20 protein-coding genes and 1 other RNA gene are annotated in these 16,519 nt (G+C 71.8%); 16 read left to right on the top strand and 5 right to left on the bottom strand.

Going from position 1 to position 16,519, the window contains the following annotated elements; all coding sequences use genetic code 11:
* Positions 1 to 3: 3 nt before the first annotated feature.
* The 6 genes from O7598_RS07195 (at position 4) to mctP (ending at position 5,517) form a co-directional block, all read left to right on the top strand.
* Entirely contained in the window at positions 4 to 594 is a 591-nt protein-coding gene (locus O7598_RS07195) for a flavoprotein (protein ID WP_269690570.1), read from the top strand.
* Between the two features lie 85 nt (positions 595 to 679).
* Positions 680 to 1,549, top strand: a complete 870-nt coding sequence (locus tag O7598_RS07200; protein ID WP_269690571.1) for a Nif3-like dinuclear metal center hexameric protein — start codon at positions 680 to 682, stop codon at positions 1,547 to 1,549.
* Complete coding sequence (locus O7598_RS07205) at positions 1,546 to 2,283, top strand: zinc ribbon domain-containing protein (protein ID WP_269690572.1); 738 nt, start codon at positions 1,546 to 1,548, stop codon at positions 2,281 to 2,283. The genes O7598_RS07200 and O7598_RS07205 overlap by 4 nt, the downstream gene beginning before the upstream one ends.
* 5 nt (positions 2,284 to 2,288) lie before the next feature.
* Positions 2,289 to 3,494: a bifunctional RNase H/acid phosphatase gene (locus O7598_RS07210; protein WP_269690573.1), complete on the top strand. Its 1,206-nt coding sequence runs from the start codon at positions 2,289 to 2,291 to the stop codon at positions 3,492 to 3,494.
* A 134-nt stretch (positions 3,495 to 3,628) separates the two neighbouring features.
* Positions 3,629 to 3,871, top strand: coding sequence for a DUF3311 domain-containing protein (locus O7598_RS07215; RefSeq protein WP_269690574.1), 243 nt, complete (start codon positions 3,629 to 3,631; stop codon positions 3,869 to 3,871).
* Entirely contained in the window at positions 3,871 to 5,517 is a 1,647-nt protein-coding gene (gene mctP / locus O7598_RS07220) for a monocarboxylate uptake permease MctP (protein ID WP_269690575.1), read from the top strand. The genes O7598_RS07215 and mctP overlap by 1 nt, the downstream gene beginning before the upstream one ends.
* 60 nt (positions 5,518 to 5,577) lie before the next feature.
* On the opposite strand, the gene O7598_RS07225 is transcribed toward mctP, so the two are convergent.
* Complete coding sequence (locus O7598_RS07225) at positions 5,578 to 6,045, bottom strand: MarR family winged helix-turn-helix transcriptional regulator (protein ID WP_269690576.1); 468 nt, start codon at positions 6,043 to 6,045, stop codon at positions 5,578 to 5,580.
* A gap of 56 nt (positions 6,046 to 6,101) precedes the next feature.
* On the opposite strand from O7598_RS07225, the gene O7598_RS07230 reads away from it, so the two are divergent.
* Complete coding sequence (locus tag O7598_RS07230; protein ID WP_269690577.1) at positions 6,102 to 7,325, top strand: MFS transporter; 1,224 nt, start codon at positions 6,102 to 6,104, stop codon at positions 7,323 to 7,325.
* A gap of 7 nt (positions 7,326 to 7,332) precedes the next feature.
* Here the strand turns inward: O7598_RS07230 and O7598_RS07235 are convergent, their stop codons facing one another.
* On the bottom strand, positions 7,333 to 8,094 hold the full coding sequence (locus O7598_RS07235) for a sulfite exporter TauE/SafE family protein (RefSeq protein WP_269690578.1): 762 nt from the start codon (positions 8,092 to 8,094) through the stop codon (positions 7,333 to 7,335).
* 100 nt (positions 8,095 to 8,194) lie between these two features.
* On the opposite strand from O7598_RS07235, the gene O7598_RS07240 reads away from it, so the two are divergent.
* The 3 genes from O7598_RS07240 to O7598_RS07250 all read left to right on the top strand — a co-directional run bounded on the left by O7598_RS07240 (position 8,195) and on the right by O7598_RS07250 (position 10,731).
* A complete protein-coding gene (locus O7598_RS07240; RefSeq protein WP_269690579.1) occupies positions 8,195 to 9,169 on the top strand; it encodes a serine hydrolase domain-containing protein in 975 nt (324 codons plus the stop codon).
* Positions 9,170 to 9,226: 57 nt separating this feature from the next.
* Positions 9,227 to 9,635, top strand: an RNA gene (gene rnpB, locus O7598_RS07245) — RNase P RNA component class A.
* A gap of 526 nt (positions 9,636 to 10,161) precedes the next feature.
* Positions 10,162 to 10,731, top strand: coding sequence for a hypothetical protein (locus O7598_RS07250; protein ID WP_269690580.1), 570 nt, complete (start codon positions 10,162 to 10,164; stop codon positions 10,729 to 10,731).
* Positions 10,732 to 11,335: 604 nt separating this feature from the next.
* Here the strand turns inward: O7598_RS07250 and O7598_RS07255 are convergent.
* Positions 11,336 to 11,530: a hypothetical protein gene (locus O7598_RS07255; RefSeq protein ID WP_269695044.1), complete on the bottom strand. Its 195-nt coding sequence runs from the start codon at positions 11,528 to 11,530 to the stop codon at positions 11,336 to 11,338.
* Here O7598_RS07255 and O7598_RS07260 point away from each other — a divergent pair.
* From O7598_RS07260 to O7598_RS07285, 6 genes are all read left to right on the top strand, one after another.
* Positions 11,450 to 11,806 carry a nuclear transport factor 2 family protein gene (locus tag O7598_RS07260; RefSeq protein ID WP_269690581.1) on the top strand — a complete coding sequence of 119 codons (357 nt, stop codon included), beginning with the start codon at positions 11,450 to 11,452 and terminating at the stop codon, positions 11,804 to 11,806. The two genes, O7598_RS07255 and O7598_RS07260, sit on opposite strands and share 81 nt — an antisense overlap.
* A gap of 100 nt (positions 11,807 to 11,906) precedes the next feature.
* Positions 11,907 to 12,692 carry a maleylpyruvate isomerase N-terminal domain-containing protein gene (locus tag O7598_RS07265; RefSeq protein ID WP_269690582.1) on the top strand — a complete coding sequence of 262 codons (786 nt, stop codon included), beginning with the start codon at positions 11,907 to 11,909 and terminating at the stop codon, positions 12,690 to 12,692.
* A gap of 156 nt (positions 12,693 to 12,848) precedes the next feature.
* Complete coding sequence (locus O7598_RS07270) at positions 12,849 to 13,733, top strand: hypothetical protein (RefSeq protein WP_269690583.1); 885 nt, start codon at positions 12,849 to 12,851, stop codon at positions 13,731 to 13,733.
* Complete coding sequence (locus O7598_RS07275) at positions 13,730 to 14,101, top strand: GntR family transcriptional regulator (protein ID WP_269690584.1); 372 nt, start codon at positions 13,730 to 13,732, stop codon at positions 14,099 to 14,101. The genes O7598_RS07270 and O7598_RS07275 overlap by 4 nt, the downstream gene beginning before the upstream one ends.
* Before the next feature lie 120 nt (positions 14,102 to 14,221).
* A complete protein-coding gene (locus O7598_RS07280) occupies positions 14,222 to 14,785 on the top strand; it encodes a GNAT family N-acetyltransferase (RefSeq protein ID WP_269690585.1) in 564 nt (187 codons plus the stop codon).
* A 147-nt stretch (positions 14,786 to 14,932) separates the two neighbouring features.
* Positions 14,933 to 15,559, top strand: a complete 627-nt coding sequence (locus tag O7598_RS07285) for a hypothetical protein (RefSeq protein WP_269690586.1) — start codon at positions 14,933 to 14,935, stop codon at positions 15,557 to 15,559.
* A gap of 49 nt (positions 15,560 to 15,608) precedes the next feature.
* Here O7598_RS07285 and O7598_RS07290 read toward each other — a convergent pair whose 3' ends face one another.
* On the bottom strand, positions 15,609 to 16,094 hold the full coding sequence (locus tag O7598_RS07290) for a roadblock/LC7 domain-containing protein (RefSeq protein ID WP_269690587.1): 486 nt from the start codon (positions 16,092 to 16,094) through the stop codon (positions 15,609 to 15,611).
* Positions 16,091 to 16,462: a hypothetical protein gene (locus O7598_RS07295; RefSeq protein WP_269690588.1), complete on the bottom strand. Its 372-nt coding sequence runs from the start codon at positions 16,460 to 16,462 to the stop codon at positions 16,091 to 16,093. Before O7598_RS07295 ends, O7598_RS07290 begins: the two co-directional genes overlap by 4 nt.
* Positions 16,463 to 16,519 lie beyond the last annotated feature (57 nt).

Here is a 16,519-nt window from a genome sequence, read left to right on the forward strand (position 1 = left end):
CGGATGAGCGGTCCGCACACCAGCACCGGGCACCGCGGGGTGCTCTACGTCATCGCCTGCGGTTCGCCGCTGGCCCGTCACGTCGGCCGGCTGGTCGACCTCGCCCAGTCCGACGGCTGGGCGGTCTGCGTGGTCACCACGCCGGACGGCGCGAAGTTCGTCGACCGGGCGGCGCTGGCCCGACAGACCGGCCACCCGGTCCGTACGCACTACAAGAACCCGGGCGACCCGGACGTGCTGCCCGCGGCGGACGCCATGCTGGTCTGCCCGGCCACGGTGAACACGGTCAACAAGTGGGCGGTGGGCATCACCGACACGCTCGCGCTCGGCCTGCTGGTCGAGGCGCAGGGGCTCGGGGTGCCGATCGCCGCCGTCCCGTACACCAACGTGGCGATGGCCGGGCACCCGGCGTTCCGGTCCAGCCTGGCCCGGCTCGCCGAGTGGGGCGTCCGGGTGGTCTTCGGCGACCACGTGGTCCGCCTGCACGCCCCCGGCACCGGCGAGCGGCACCTGGACGCCTTCCCCTGGGACGCCGGCCTGGCCGCACTGCGCGGCCCGGCGCGACCCGTCGTGCCGGTCGCCCGCGCGGTGTGAGCACGGGTCCTCCCGGAGAGGTCCGGGGGCCCCGCCCGCCCGCCGTGGACGTGTCGCCCGCCGGACGCCGGTAAGCTGGCCGGCCGTGAGCACAACCGGATCCCCGCCCACGGTCGCCGACGTGGTGGCCGCCCTGGACCGCCGTTACCCGCCCGCCTGGGCCGAGGAGTGGGACCGGGTCGGTCTGGTGCTGGGCGAGCCCGACCACCCGGTGCGCCGGGTCGCCTGCGTGGTCGACGTGGTCCCGGAGACGGTCCAGGAGGCGCTCTCCGCCGGCGCCGACATGATCGTCGCCCACCACCCGCTGCTGCTGCGCGGCGTCTCCTCGGTGGCTGCCACCACGTACAAGGGTCGGATCGTGCACCGGCTGATCAAGGCCGACGTGGCCCTGTACGTGGCACACACCAACGCCGACGTGGCCGCCCCGGGCGTGTCCGACGCCCTGGCCGCCCGGTTCGGGCTGACCGGGCTGCGCCCGCTGCATCCGCCTCGCTCCGGCTCACCGGCCGACGGGCCGGGCCGGGGCATCGGCCGCGTGGGCGAACTGCCCGACCCGATGACGCTGGCCGAGCTGACCCGGCTGGCCGCCGACGTGCTCCCGGTCACCGCCTGGGGCGTTCGCGCCGCCGGGGATCCCGGGCGTATGGTTCGTACCCTCGCCGTTAGCGGCGGCTCGGGGGACGGCTTCCTCGCCGAGGCGGCCGCGGCCGGGGTGGACGCGTTCCTCACCGCGGACCTGCGCCACCATCCGGCCGGGGAGCACCTCGCCGCCGGCGGCCCGGCCCTGCTGGACGCCGCCCACTGGGCGACCGAACGACCGTGGCTGGACGACCTGGCCGCCCACCTGGCCGCCGAGCTGGGCGTCGAGACCGTGGTGTCCGACCTGGACACCGACCCCTGGACCGTGCACGCCGCCGCGCCCCGACCGGACGACGACAAGGAGCCCCGACCGTGAAGGCTGACCCGAAGGTGCAGCGTCGCCTGCTCGACCTGCAGGCGATCGACACCACGCTCGCGCAGCTGGCGCACCGCCGCCGGAGCCTGCCGGAACGGGCCGAGCTGGAGGCGCTCGCACGCGAGCTGTCGGCGCTGGAGGACGAGCGGGTCCGTGCCCAGGTGGCCGTTGACGACCTGGACCGGGACATCGCCCGGCTGGAGAAGGACGTCGACCAGGTGCGGGCGCGCAAGAGCAAGGACGAGGCGCGGCTGGCCTCGGGCAGCGGCCCGGCCCGGGAGCTGGAGGCGCTCCAGCACGAGCTGGTCTCGCTCAACCGCCGGCAGAGCGACCTGGAGGACGCCGAGCTGGAGCTGATGGAGCAGCGGGAGACCGCGCAGGGCGTGCTGGACGGCATCGAGGGCCGTCTCGCCGAGGCCCGGGAGCGCCGGGGCGCGGCCGAGCAGCGCCGCGACGACGCGCTCGCCGAGATCGCCAAGGAGGAGGAGTTCAAGCGCACCTCCCGCCGGCCGCTCGCCGACGACCTGCCGGGGGACCTGGTCACCCTCTACGACAAGATCCGGGAGGACACCGGCCTGGGCGCCGCGCTGCTCACCGGTGGCCGCTGCGGCGGCTGCCGGCTGGACCTCTCCGGCGCCGACCTGGCCCGGATCCGCAAGGCCGACGCGGACGACGTGGTCCGCTGCGAGGAGTGCCGCCGGATCATGGTCCGCACCAACGAGTCGGGCCTGTAGCCGTCGTGGCGGTGCGCGCGGTGGTGATCGAGGCCGATGGCGGCTCCCGGGGCAACCCGGGTCCGGCCGGCTACGGCGCGGTGGTCCGGGACCCGGGGACCGGTGAGGTGCTGGCCGAGCGATCGGAGTCGATCGGCACGACCACCAACAACGTGGCGGAATACCGGGGCCTGATCGCCGGGCTGGAGGCCGCCGCCGAGCTGGGCGCCGCCGAGGTCGAGGCGCGGATGGACTCCAAGCTGGTGGTCGAGCAGATGTGCGGCCGCTGGCAGATCAAGCACCCGGGGCTGCGCCCGCTCGCCGCGCAGGCCGCCGCGCTGGTCGGCCGGTTCGACGCCGTCCGGTTCACCTGGATCCCCCGCGAGCGCAACAAGCACGCCGACGCCCTGGCCAACGCCGCCATGGACGCCGCCGCCGGCAAGCCCTCGACGGCGGCGCGCGTCGCGGAGCCGCCGCGCCAGGTCGCCGGCCCCGACTCACCCGGCCGGGCCGCGGCCCGCGAGGTGGCCGCCCGCGCCGCCACCGCGAAGGCCACCGGCACCGACCCGGCGACCACCCCGGCGTCCTGGGAGCCCCGCCCGACCGAGGAGGGCACCCGGCTGATCCTGGTCCGGCACGGGGAGACCGAGCGCACCGTGCAGAAGCGCTACTCCGGTCGCGGCGACGTGCCGCTGACCGCGCGGGGCCGGGCCCAGGCCCGGGCCACCGCCGCCCGGGTGGCCGAGCTGGCGCCGTCCGTCGCGGCCGTGGTCAGCTCGCCGCTGTCCCGGTGTACGGCCACCGCCGAGGCGGTCTCCGCGCTGGTCGGCGACCCGCCGGTACGCCCCGACGAGGACCTGATCGAGTGCGACTTCGGCATCTGGGAGGGGCGCACCTTCGCCGAGGTGCGCGAGGGCTGGCCGGGTGAGCTGGACGCCTGGCTCGCCTCCACCCGGGTCGCCCCGCCGGAGGGCGAGTCGTTCACGGCGGTCGCCGCGCGCACCGGCCGGGCGGTGGACCGGCTGCGGTCGGCGTACCCGGGGGAGACAGTGGTGGTCGTCTCGCACGTCTCGCCGATCAAGCTGGTGCTGCGCGACGCGCTCGCCGCCGGCGACGCGTTCCTGCACCGGCTCTACCTGGACACCGCGGGCGTCTCGGTGCTGGACCTGTACCCGGACGGCGGCGTCGCGGTCCGCCTCGTCAACGACACCGCGCACCTCCGGAACCTCTGAGCCCTGGGCGGCCGTTCGGCGCATGCCGGCGGCCGCTCGGCGCATCGACGTCCGCCAGTCGAACGTGACCGCGCTCACATGGTCGTAGCCTCCGGCCGTCACATGGCCCGCTACGACCTCCCGGAGGGTGTCACATGGACGCACCGGAACCGGAGGCGCCGGACACGGCGCGATCCCGGGCGAAGGACAAGAGTCCCTGGAACTGGCTGCTCCTCATCCCGATCGTGGTGCCGCTGATCCCGGCGTTCTTCAACGCCGACTCGCCGCGGCTGTTCGGTTTCCCACGCTTCTACTGGCTGCAACTGGCCTGGATCCTGCTAGGCGTCGGCACCACCACGCTCGTCTACCAGATGACGAAGAAGCGGGGTGAGCACTGATGTGGCGCGACCACCTCACCGAGATCATCGTCTTCTCCGTGCTGTTCCTGCTGGTCAGCGCCATGGGTTTCGTGGCGGCCCGGTGGCGCCGGCCGCAGGACATGGCCCACCTCGACGAGTGGGGGCTGGGCGGGCGCAGCTTCGGCGGCTGGATCACGTGGTTCCTGGTCGGCGGTGACCTCTACACCGCGTACACGTTCGTGGCGGTGCCGGCGCTGATCTTCGGGGCCGGCGCGGCGGGCTTCTTCGCCGTGCCGTACACGATCGTCATCTATCCGTTGGTGTTCCTGGTGCTGTGCCGGCTCTGGTCGGTGTCGCACCGGCACGGCTTCGTCACCCCGGCCGACTTCGTCCGCAACCGGTTCGGCTCGCCGGTCCTGGCGCTGCTGGTCGCGATCACCGGGATCGTCGCCACCATGCCGTACATCGCGTTGCAGCTGGTCGGCATCGAGGCGGTGCTGAAGACGATGGGTGTCACCGGGGACAGCGCGCTGGCCCGGCACCTGCCGATCATCATCGCGTTCGCCATCCTGGCCGCCTACACCTACCAGTCGGGGCTGCGCGCGCCGGCGCTGATCGCGTTCGTCAAGGACTCGCTGATCTACGTGGTGATCCTGGTGGCGGTGATCTACCTGCCCTACAAGCTGGGCGGCTGGGGCAGCATCTTCGACGCCGCCGACGCGAAGTTCCAGGCGTCCCCGGCACCCGGCGACGGCATCCTGCTCAACGCCAACAACCAGCTCCAGTACGTGACGTTGGCGTTCGGCTCGGCGCTGGCGCTGTTCCTCTACCCGCACAGCATCACCGGCGTGCTGGCCAGCCGGAACCGCGACGTGATCAAGCGGAACATGTCCGCGCTGCCGGCGTACAGCCTGCTGCTCGGGTTGATCGCGCTGCTCGGCTACATGGCGATCGCGGCGAACGTGAAGCCGCTGCCCGGCGCGAAGGCCGGCAGCGTGGACGGCAACACGGTGGTGCCGCTGCTGTTCGACCAGCAGTTCCCGGACTGGTTCGCGGGCGTCGCGTACGCGGCCATCGGCATCGGCGCGCTGGTGCCGGCGGCGATCATGTCGATCGCGGCGGCGAACCTGTTCACCCGCAACATCTACAAGGAGTACCTGAAGCGGGACGCCACCCCGGCGCAGGAGGCGAACGTCTCGAAGATCACCTCGCTGGTGGTGAAGGTCGGCGCGGTGGCCTGCATCGTCTTCCTCGACCCGCAGTTCTCCATCGACCTCCAGCTCATCGGCGGCGTGATCATCCTGCAGACGCTGCCGGCGGTGGCGCTGGGCCTCTACACCCGCTGGTTCCACCGGGACGCGCTGATCGCCGGCTGGGTGGCCGGCATGGGCCTGGGCATGTGGATGCTCTACCAGATCGGCAACCCGGCGACCGGCAAGAAGCACTTCGGCGGTTCGGCGTTCCCGCTCTCCGAGTTCGGCTTCGACACCAAGAAGACGATCTACGTGGGGATCGTGGCGGTGCTGGTGAACCTGGTGGTGGCCGCGCTGGGCACGCTGGTGCTGCGGGCCGCGAAGGTGGCCGACGGGCCGGACGGCACCACGCCGGACGACTACTTCGCCGACGAGGGGACGCCGCGGGCCTCCGCCGAACGCGCCGACTCCACGCCGGAACCGGTGGCGTAGAAGGAGGGGCCCCCTGTTAACGCATTCTGCATAACAGGGGGCCCCTCCTAACCACACACCTCAGCGGCGACGGTTGCGCGCGTCGAGCGCCTCGTTGAGGCGGTGCAGCAGCTCGGCGAGGGTGTCGCGGTCGGTGGCGGACCAGCCGGCCAGCATCTCGCCGTACAGCCGGGTGCGGGCGGCCTGCACGGCCGCCATCCGCTGGAGCCCGGCCGGCGTCGCGGAGATCACCGTGCCGCGCCCGTCGGCCGGGTCGGGGGTACGCGCGATCAGCCCGTCGCGCTGGAGCGCGGAGACCTGCCGGGTGACCGTGGAGCCGTCCAGGTTGAGCCGGGCGGCGAGCGCCGAGACGTTCTGCGGCCCGGCCACGTCGAGGTGCCGCAGGATCACGTACGCGGCCCGGTCGAGCAGTCGGTGCTCCATGGTGCCGGTGCCGCGCCGGGTGGCCTCGCCCAGCCGCATCAGCAGGGCGACCTCGGTCTCGATGCGGCCGAGTGTGACTTCCTTCGCGTGGTCGTCGTCGCTCATAGCTGTATGATACAAGGAAATTACCTGTACGATACAGCTATCTGGGAGGTTGCGGAGTGGATCGGCGATCCGAGCCCAACCGCAGTGCCATCTACGCCACCACGCTCGTGGCGTTCCTCGCCATCGCCGGCATCGCCGTGGTGGACCCCATCCTGCCCGCCATCGGCGAGGCCATCGGCGTCACCGCCTGGCAGGTCGAACTGCTCTTCACCGCGTACATCGCGGTGATGGCCGTCGGCATGATCCCGGCCACCCTGGCCAGCGGGAGGTTCGGCTTCAAACCGGTGCTCGTCACCGGCGTCTCGGTGGTCGGCCTGGCCGCCATCCTCGCCTCGTTCAGCAACGACATCGTCCAGCTCTCCGTGCTGCGCGGCGTCTGGGGCCTCGGCAACGCGATGTTCTTCGCCACCGCCATGGTGGTGCTGGTCAACCTGGCCAACGACCGGGAATGGGTGGTCGGCCTCTTCGAGACCGCGCTCGGCCTCGGCTTCGCCGTCGGCCCGCTGATCGGCGGCCTGCTCGGCGAGGTGAGCTGGCGGCTGCCGTTCTTCGTCTGCGGCATCTTCATGGTGCTCGCGCTCGGCGTCGCCGCCCGCAAGCTCCGCGAACCCACGAACAAGCAGGCACCGGTACGCTTCGGCCAGATCTTCACCACCTACCGCAAGCCGGCGTTCATCACCCTCTGCGTGGTCACCGCCGCCTACAACTTCGTCTTCTTCGTGGTGCTCGGCTACACGCCGCTGTACCTGGGCCTCGACGTCATCCCGCTGGGCCTGGCGTTCACCGGCTGGGGCCTCGGCCTGGCCGCCGGCATCCTGCTGATCGGGCACCGGCTCGCCCACCGGATCGGCGCGGTGCAGACCGTCGGCGTGGCCATCGGAGGCCTGCTCGTCTGCATGGTCCTGTTCGCCACCTCCACCGGCACCGCCATGTCGCTCGTCGTACTCGTGATCGCCGGCCTGTTCATGGGCCTGGCCAACGCCAACCTGACCGACCTGGCGCTCGGCCTCGGCTCCGCCGACCGGCGCATCGCCACCGGCGCGTTCAACCTGGTCCGCTGGGGCGCCGCCGCGCCCGCACCGATCATCTCCGGCAAGCTCGCCGAACACGGCCTGGCCCTGCCGTTCTGGGTCGGCTTCGGGGTCCTCGCCGTCGGCGTGCTGGTCTACCTCGCCTTCGGCCACCTGATGGCCGCCGGCTACGGCGAGCGGGTGGTGTGGAACCGGGCCGCCCGCGCGGCCGAGCACGCCCCGGAGGAGCCGGTGGGGGAGGCCTACTGACGGTCGGTCAGGTCAGCGCGCGCCACAGCAGGTAGAGGCCGATCACCGTGCCGAACACCACGATGACCGTCTTCAACACCACCGCCGGGAGCCGGCGGGCCAGCCGGGCGCCCGCATACCCCCCGACCAGGGTGGCCGGCGCGACCACCGCGACGGCCACCCACTGCACCGGGCCGAACAGCGCGAACACCACGAGCGTGGTCAGCCCCACCACGGCCGACAGCAGGTTCTTCACCGCCGTGACCCGGGCCAGCGTCGCATCCAGCACCAGGGCCAGCCCGGCCACCAGCATCACCCCGAGCGCCGCGCCGAAATAGCCGCCGTACACCGTGCCGACCAGGACCATGGTCTGCACGGTGACGGTACGGCGGCGCGGGCTCAACCGCGCCGGATGGCCGACCAGCCGGCGCAGCGGATCCTGGAACGCCAGCACGGCGGTCGCGCCCAGCACCAGGAACGGCACCACCAGCTCGAACGCCCGGGCCGGGGTGGCCAGCAGCAGCACACAACCGACCACCGTGCCCACCGCGGCGGTGGGCAGCAGCGACCACAGCGCCCGGCCGCGCGGCAGGTCCGCCCGGCTGCCCGCCACGCTCGCCGCGTACCCGGGGAACACCGCCACCGAGTTCGACACGTTGGCCGCCACCGGCGGCAGCCCGGTCGCGATCAGCGCCGGGAACGTGATCAGCGAGCCGCCGCCGGCGACCGCGTTCACCGTGCCCGCGGCCAGACCGGCGACGACCAGCAACGCGACGTCGGAGAGATCCATGATCCCCGAGGTTAGTACGCCCGCCTTCCGCCGCCCGCGGGGCCGCCGCGCGGGCGCGGATTCGGTATAACGGGCTGGGGTACGCGGGGGAGGGGCGCAGATGCGTGATCGGCTGGACGAGGCGCTGCGGGCCGGCCGGCTCGACGGCCTGCACGGCGTGGTGGTGGCCCGGGGCGGCCAGCTCCTGCTGGAGCACTACGGCTCCGGCGAGGACTTCTCCTGGGGCGATCCGCTGGGCGTCGTGGAGTTCGGGCCCGAGACCCTGCACGACATCCGCTCGGTCACCAAGAGCGTGACCGCCCTGCTGTACGGCGTCGCCCTCGACGACGGGCTGGTCCCGGCGCCCGAGGAGGCGCTGCTGCCGCGCTTCCCGCAATACCCCGACCTGGCAGCCGACCCCCGGCGTGCCCGGCTCACCGTCGCACACGCGCTGACCATGTCGCTGGGGCTGGAGTGGCGCGAGGACCTGCCGTACGACAGCCCGGCCAACGCCGAGATCGCGATGGAGCTGGCACCCGACCGCTACCGATACGTCCTGGAGCGGCCGGTCGTCGAACCGCCCGGCACCCGCTGGACCTACTGCGGCGGTGCCACCGCCCTGCTCGGCCACCTGATCGCCGACGGCACCGGGCAGACCCTGCCTGAATACGCGCAGGCCAAGCTGTTCGAGCCGCTGGGCATCAGCAGGTACGAGTGGATGGCCGGCCCGGACGGGGTGGCGTCGGCCGCGTCCGGGCTCCGACTCGTACCGCGTGATCTGCTCCGGATCGGCGAGCTGGTGCTTCGTGAGGGGACGTGGGACGGCCGGCGTCTCGTTCCCGCCGACTGGCTCCGGACGATGCTCCAGCCGCGCCTGCGGACCGAGTGGGGCGCCCGGTACGGCTACCACTGGTATCTCGACACCGTCGCCGGCCACGACCTGGTGGCCGGGATGGGCAACGGCGGCCAGCGGCTCTACGTCCTGCCCGGCCTGGACCTCACCGTGGCCGTCACCGCCGGCAACTATGACCACCCCGAGCAGTGGCGGACCCCGCTCGCGCTGCTGGAGCAGGTCATCCTCCCCGAAATCGGGTGACGCATCGGGGTGGAAATGGGGGCGGCGCGCGCGTCGTTAGGATGGGTGCGCGACGGACGAGTCGACCGGGCGGTCGCGTCGGCGGGCTCCGGCCCGCCGCCGAGGAACGTCCGGACTCCACAGGGCAGGGTGGTTGCTAACGGCAACCCGGGGTGACCCGCGGGACAGTGCCACAGAAAACAGACCGCCGGCCCGTTACGGGACGGTAAGGGTGAAACGGTGGGGTAAGAGCCCACCAGCACCCCGGGTGACCGGGGTGGCTCGGTAAACCCCACCCGGAGCAAGGCCAAGAAAGGGCCGTCACCGCAAGATGACGACCCGCGCAGACGCTTGAGGGCTGCCCGCCCGATGTCTGCGGGTAGGCCGCTGGAGCCTGCCGGCGACGGCAGGCCGAGATGGATGGCCGCCGCCGGCGCGCCTTCGGGCGTGCCGGGCACAAAATCCGGCGTACAGGTCGACTCGTCCGTCGCCCACCAGCTCAGGGACCTGATCAAGGCTCTGAGCTGGTTCAATGTCCGGGCGTCGATGGTCGTCGTTGGTCAACTTTGGCCGGCATTTGACGCCCTGACGACGCCCTGACGCCCTGGAGACGCCCTGAGCGCCGGCTCAGTTGACCTCGTTTCGGTCGGTCGGGCTGTGCCGTCGTGGGGCCTCTCCGGGCCGGCGCTCGGTGGTTCCGGAGTCGGGGCCGGCGGCGGTGTGGGAGGGTCGGGCACGTCCTGGCGGTGGAGCTGGTTTCGCTAGTGTTCTGACCACAAACGTTCACGCTGTTGAATGACATGCCGTCCGGCAGGTGATCCGCTGGTTCATCGAGACGAGCATGGCCAGCCTGAACCCTTGATGGGTGGGCAGCCGTCCCGGCCTGATCAGTTCCTGACGAGGACCGGTGCGCCCAGCCCCGCTGGGTTAGCGCCGGGTCGCTACGCTGCATACTCGTGTCCCGGGATGAGCACCCCGCCCATCGCCTCCCACCACCCATTTGGCCTGAGCGCTTGGCGCACTTCTGCGCGATCGCGGTCCCGGTCGCCGCATTCGTCGTCGCCCACATGCTGCTCGTGCCCCACCTGCTCAGCTGGGCGAGCCGGGCCACGCATGGCTCACCGACTTGGATGACCACGGCTGGCTGGGCAACCGCCGCGTTCGCGCCAGCCGCCGCGCTGGTGTTCCTGCTCGACGGGCAGCGCCGCGAGCGACAACTCGGTAATGACCCGCTCAACCGCCCGCGCGTCCCCCACGGCCACGCGATCCCCGAGCGCGGCAGCCGCCACTGGATCCGCCGCATCCCGTTGATTCTGACGCTGCTCGTAGCCGCCGTCTTCGCGCCTACCCGTGGAAGCAGCGGTCCGGTCGGCTGGGACTCCACGCCCGGCGGCGACGCGTTCCGCCGCGGCTGGGGTATGGCGTTCACCGTCAGCTTGCTGGCCTTGATCGCGTTGCTCGTCGTTCGGATCCTGGCGCTGCTCCCCGGCCGCGGCGATCGCTTTCTGCGAGTAGCCGGACCGCTGATCGCCACCGCTGCACCCGCCCTGGCCTTACTAACCCTCTACACGTCCACCCACTGACCGCGACAATGCGCGTGCCCGCGAGCGTTGGCGGTCTTCGTCAGGCTGCTGCCCGGCTGTTGGCCTGGCCCCATCGGTGTTGGCGTTCGCAGCGGAGGCGGGCGCATTCGCGACGTGTCATCCAACACCGCGAACGTTTGTGGTCAGAGCACTAGCCGGTGATCCGGTGGCAAGCCAGTCCCGGGGTTGGACTGGCGCGGCAGTCGGAAGCCCCGACCACTTGGTCAGATCGCGCCGCCGGCTTCCGTCACGGCCTCGCAGAGCTGGTTCCTTCCCGTGGGGGCGGTGTCCCGGCGGTTGTCGGTGGCTCACCGCCCCGGCGCCGTAGGCGGCCGGGGCGGCTTGCCGCCGGCCGGGCTTGCCGCCCCGCACCGCGCGGAGCGCGGTGCCTTGATGACTTCTATGTCGTCCTGGAGGAGGCAACCGGCAAGCATTTTGGAGTTGATCGCAAGGTCTCGACCTATGCATGGGCCTACAACGTGGCCAAGAAGCGAGTGCAACTGAGGGACCTCGCAGGTGATGACACTTCCCACGCCTGACGCCCTGGCGACGCCCTGAGCGGGCTTCCGAGGAACGAAACGCCTGTTCAGAGTGTGTGTACCCTTCACAATCCGGCGTACAGGTCGACTCGTCCGTCGCCCACCAGCTCAGAGCCGCGATGTTCTGCCGCGAGCGTAGCCGCTTGTCCGGTAGCGGGGGCGCTGGAGAGGATCGGTGGATGGATCTCCATACTGCGGAACGGCAGCTCCAAGCCGCTCAGCGTGGCGGCGATGTCGAGGCCCTCGACGCGCTTCTCCACCCCCGGGTCGTGGGCGCTGGACCGGACGGCGCGATTTTCTCGAAGGAAGACGACCTGGAGAGCCATCGTTCGGGGGCCCTGCGGATCACGAACCTGGTGGAGGAGTCGCTCGACGTCCAGGAGGACGGTGAGACCGGTCTGACCCGCATGGTCGCCGCGGTGGACGCGGTTCAGGGCGGTACCGCTGTGTCCGCGCGGTTGCGCTACACCCGGTTGTGGGTGCGTGAGGACGGTAGATGGCGGGTGTTGGCCGCCACCATCGTCCCGGTCCGGTGACCGCCTGAACCGGGGGACGGCAGCGTGAGCGGTGCCGGGGCCGCCACCTCGGCTGCGAAATCCGCTGTTCGGTCGTCGGAGCCCCGTGCTAGAAAGCCGGGTGCACAAGACTCTCACGTTCCTGGATCATCTGCGGTTGATCGACGAGCGGTCGGCCGCCTTCCGCGCTGCGGTCGAAGCGGCACCCAGCCTCGACCTGCCGGTGCCGACGCATCCGGAGCGGACGCTGTTCGATCTCGTGCGACACGTGGGCATGGGCCGCCGCAAGACGGCCGCCGTCGTCGCCGCCGGGCCCGCGGACGCGCCCCCGGAGAAGTCGGCGTGGGAGGACGGCACGGGTGCGCCTCGGGAACGGGAGGCTCTGCTGGCCTGGTGGACCGAGTCCGTCGAGGTGCTGACGAGCGCGCTGCGCGAGGCCGGCCCGGATCGCGGCTGTTGGACGTGGTGGGATGACTCGCCGTCACCGCAGACGTCTGGTGCCTGGGCGCGGCGTCAGGTCCCCGAGATCGCGGTGCACACCTACGACGTCCAGCTGACGGTGGGTGCCCCGCAGCCGCTGTCGGAGGAGGTCGCCCTCGACGGTTTCGACGACTGCCAGTTCACCCTCTGCGCGACGACGGTCGCCTGGCCGCACACCCCCGCCGTCGTCGACTACCACGCCATCGAGGGTCGCTCCTGGCGCCTCCGGCTGTCTGGCGACGGCGCACAGGTCGCCCACCTCATGGCCGCTGCCGGCGAGCACCTCGACCCGGCCGACGTCTCCGCCCGGGGTACGGCCAGTGACCTGGTCCTGTTCTTCTACGGCCGCATACCGCTGGATGCGCTGGAGTTCGAGGGCGACCGTCGCATCTTCGATCAGCTCGCAGCCTGGGACCCGTCCGTGTGACAACCCGACGACGCGCGATCCCGTGCGATGCGACCCCGTAGCTCGCGCGTCGTGGCGGCGCGGATTCCACCGCAACTTGTCTCAAGTGATTGACACAAGGGCCGACCTGCCGCGACCATTGTTGTGTCGAGCGACTGACACAAGCGGAGGGGTCTCATGGGCGGCTTCCCGATCATCGTGACCGTGTTGTACCTCGTGGTCAGTGCGATCGCCGTGACCATGTCCTGGCGACGGGCTCGTTCGGCCCGCCACGCACCGGACGGGGTGCACCAGGAGGCGGTCCGTCGCACCACAAGGTGGCGGTGGGCGGGAGTGATCGTCGGCTTGGTGTTGGGGGCCGGAGTGGCGGCATCGGACCCGCTCGAGCTGGGAGCGCTGCTGGCTGCGCCGGTTTTCGGGCTGTCCGTCCTGGTGAGCGTGCTGGTCAGCGAGTCGCGGGTGGCGCCGCCGAGGGGTGCGACGCGAAGCGCGGCCGTGGAGGTCCGCACCGTCGGGGACTACCTCCCGCGCCGCCTCGGCTGGGCGGTCGCCGTCGCTGCTGCTGGGCTGACGGCGCTGCTGACCGTCACGACCGCCACAGGCGGCCCGGATGACTTCGGGAATCCTGGACGGGCGTTGAAGCTGCACTGCCCTCCCACGACTTCCGAGGGACACGGACCGTGGCCGGGGTCGTTCTACTCGATTCCGCTTGCCGTCCTCGCGCTGCTCGGCCTGGTCACTGCGTACGTGGTGCTCCGCAGCATCGTTCGCCGGCCGCGGCTGGGCAGCACCGGCGATCTGGTCCGGATGGACGACCTGTTGCGCCGGCGCGCCGCGCGTGCGGTCGCCGGCGCCGGCGGAATCCTGGTGGGCCTCCCGCTCGCCGGGGTCTGCGCGACTGCCTCTTGGACACTGCTGGCGACGGCATGCGGCCCGGCTTGGGGCAAGCCGGTGGGCTGGTTCCTGCTCGCCGTGTTGCCCGCGGTGATCGCCTTCACCGCCTGGTGCACCACCGCCGTCCTCGTCCCCGAGAAGCCCACCGCGGACGAGGCCGGGGCATGACCGGGCGGCCGACCCTGACCGTCGCGACCGACGACCCGACGCCCCCGTACGAACAACTGCGCCGGCAGCTCTCGGATCTGATCGAGTACGGGGTGCTCGGGCCCGGGGAGCGACTGCCACCGCTCCGCCAACTCGCCTCCGATCTGGGATTGGCGGTCGGAACGGTGGCCCGGGCATACCGGGAACTGGAAGCGGCCGGGCTGATCATCTCCCGGCGTGGCGGGGGAACGCGTGTCGCTGTCAACCCACGCCGCGCGTCGGAGGACGTTCTCCACGAACGTGCTGCCATCTTCGTCCGGGACGCACGTCTGCTCGGCGCGGGCGACGAGGAGATCAAGTCGGCCATCGCGCACGCGCTCGGACGGTGACCTCGCCAGCAGGCGCAGCGTGAACGGCACGGGCTGGGCGATGCGAGGGTGCCGGCAAGCCGGAGAATCAAGCGGGTTATTCGTTTGTCGGCCCGGGGGCGTGCCTCCTACCGTCCGGCCATGGATCTTCGGGAGGAACAGACCCGCGACCGGGACCGCGTCGGCGCGCTGCACCGCGAGGCTTTCGGGGGCGAGCACGGCGAGGTGGTGGCACGCCTGGTGGACGACCTGCGTCACGACGACCCCACCGCGCTGTCGCTGGTGGCGGAGGAGTCGGGCGAGGAGGCAGGCGGGCTCGTGGGGCACGTGATGTTCAGCCGGTGCCGGCTGGACGCGCCCCGGCGGCTCGTCGACGTGGTGTCGCTGAGCCCGCTCGGCGTCGCCCCGCGCCGGCAACGCCGCGGCATCGGTTCGGCGCTCGTCCGGCACGCGCTCCAGGAGCTTGACGTACGCGGGGTGCCGCTGGTCTTCCTCGAGGGCGATCCCCGGTACTACTCCCGGCTCGGCTTCTCGCCGGCGGTGCAGCAGGGCTTCCGCAAGCCGTCCCTGCGCATCCCCGACGCCGCGTTCCAGGTGGTCAAGCTGTCGGCGTACGAGCCGTGGATGACCGGGACGTTCGTCTACCCGGACACGTTCTGGCGGCACGACTGCGTCGGGCTGCGGGATCCGGATACTGAAAACTGATCATATTGACGGATCTCGGTCTTTATGGATACCGATGGCGATTGGTGGTCATAACGTGTCCGTGGCCGGGCGTCCGCCCCGCCACGCCGGCCCGAGCCGGCGAGCGCTGGCGGTCGGAGGTGATCGACCCGGCGAATGGAGGGCGTCATGAGATTCCAGATCAGGACTGTCGGGGCATGTCTCGCCGTGGTCGCGGCCAGCACGCTCGTCGCGTCGGGCGTGGTGCGGAGTCCCGCCGGCGCGGATGGCCGCAGCTTCTCGTTCACGATGGTCCGTTCGCAGGGCGCCGAGGCGGCCGACTGTCTGCCGAACGCCCGCGCCGTGGTGCGGGTCCATCCGCAGGGGCCCAACGAGATCCTGACCATCCGGGCCGTCGGCCTGCCGCCGCGGACCAACTTCGACCTGTTCGTGCTGCAGGTGCCCGACGCGCCGTTCGGGGTGGCGTGGTACCAGAGCGACATGCGCTCCAACCAGCACGGCCTCGCCCGGGCGACGGTGGTCGGACGCTTCAACATCGAGACGTTCGCCGTCGCGCCGGGCGGCCAGCCCGCGCCGAACACGCACCCCGGCGTCGACGCGACGGTCAACCCGGCGTTCGCCCCGATCCACACCTACCACCTGGGCTTCTGGTTCAACTCGCCGCAGGAGGCGGTGGCGGCCGGCTGCCCGGCGAACCCCACCCCGTTCAACGGTGACCACACCGCGGGCATCCAGGCGATGAGCACCCGCAACTATCCCAGCCTGGCCGGCCCGCTGAGCCAGGTCGGTTCCTGATCCATGACCGGTCGCGGCGGCCTCTCCGGGCCACCGCGACCGGCTCGGGTCAGGACGTGGTCGGGGTGACGCCGTCGAGCAGGTCGGCGAGGCGGGCTGCGGTGTCCGGGGCGTGCAGGTGCAGGCGGGCCACGTTGATGCTGTCCGTGCCGACCACGGCGAGCAGCGCCTGCCGGCTGACCGCGTAGACGCTGAGGTAGCCGTTCGCGTTGCGGACCGTGGACTGTTGGAAGTCGCCCTGGCCCAGCCGGAACCCGACCTGGCGGCCCAGCCCGAACATGGTCGCCGCCAGTGCCGCCAGGTCGTCCGGGCTGGCGTCGTTCTGCAGGTTGTGCGTGATGAGCAGGCCGTCGACGCCGCCGAGCACGCAGCCGTGCACCCCGGGGATCTGCAGCCGCAACGCGGACAGTTCCTGCCCGATGGCCGGGTAGGGCAGCGCCGGGTTGCCGGCCAACGAGGGCGGCAGCTTGCGCTGCGGGGGCAGGGTGCCGGCCCCGGCCGGCGTACGGCGGGGGAGATTGTCCACCCGGCTCACAGCTCCAGGCTCTCCTCGATCGCGCGCAGTTGGTGCCGGGCCATCGCCAGGTTGGCCCGGCTCTTGCTCACCATCAGGTAGAGGAACAGGCCCTTGCCGGTGCGGTTGCTCAGCGGCCGGATCAGGTGGTACTGGCTGCCCAGCGTGATGAGGATGTCCTCGATCTCGTCGTCGAGCTTCAGCATCTCGATGGTGCGCAGCTTGGCCCGGACCACGTCGGTGTTGCCGGCGGCGGCGACGGTCAGGTCGACCTCGCCGTTGCCGCCGGCCACGCCGAGGGTCATGCCACTGGTGTAGTCGACGAGCGCGGCGCCGATCGCGCCGTCGATGCTCATCGCGCTCTTCAACGCGACGTCGAGGTTGCCCACGGTGTTCTCCCCAGGGGTCGTCCGGGTGGGCCGGTCGCCGCTCGGGGTGTCGTGCGG

This window comes from Micromonospora sp. WMMC241, assembly GCF_027460165.1.
In the GTDB taxonomy this organism is placed as follows: domain Bacteria; phylum Actinomycetota; class Actinomycetes; order Mycobacteriales; family Micromonosporaceae; genus Micromonospora; species Micromonospora humi.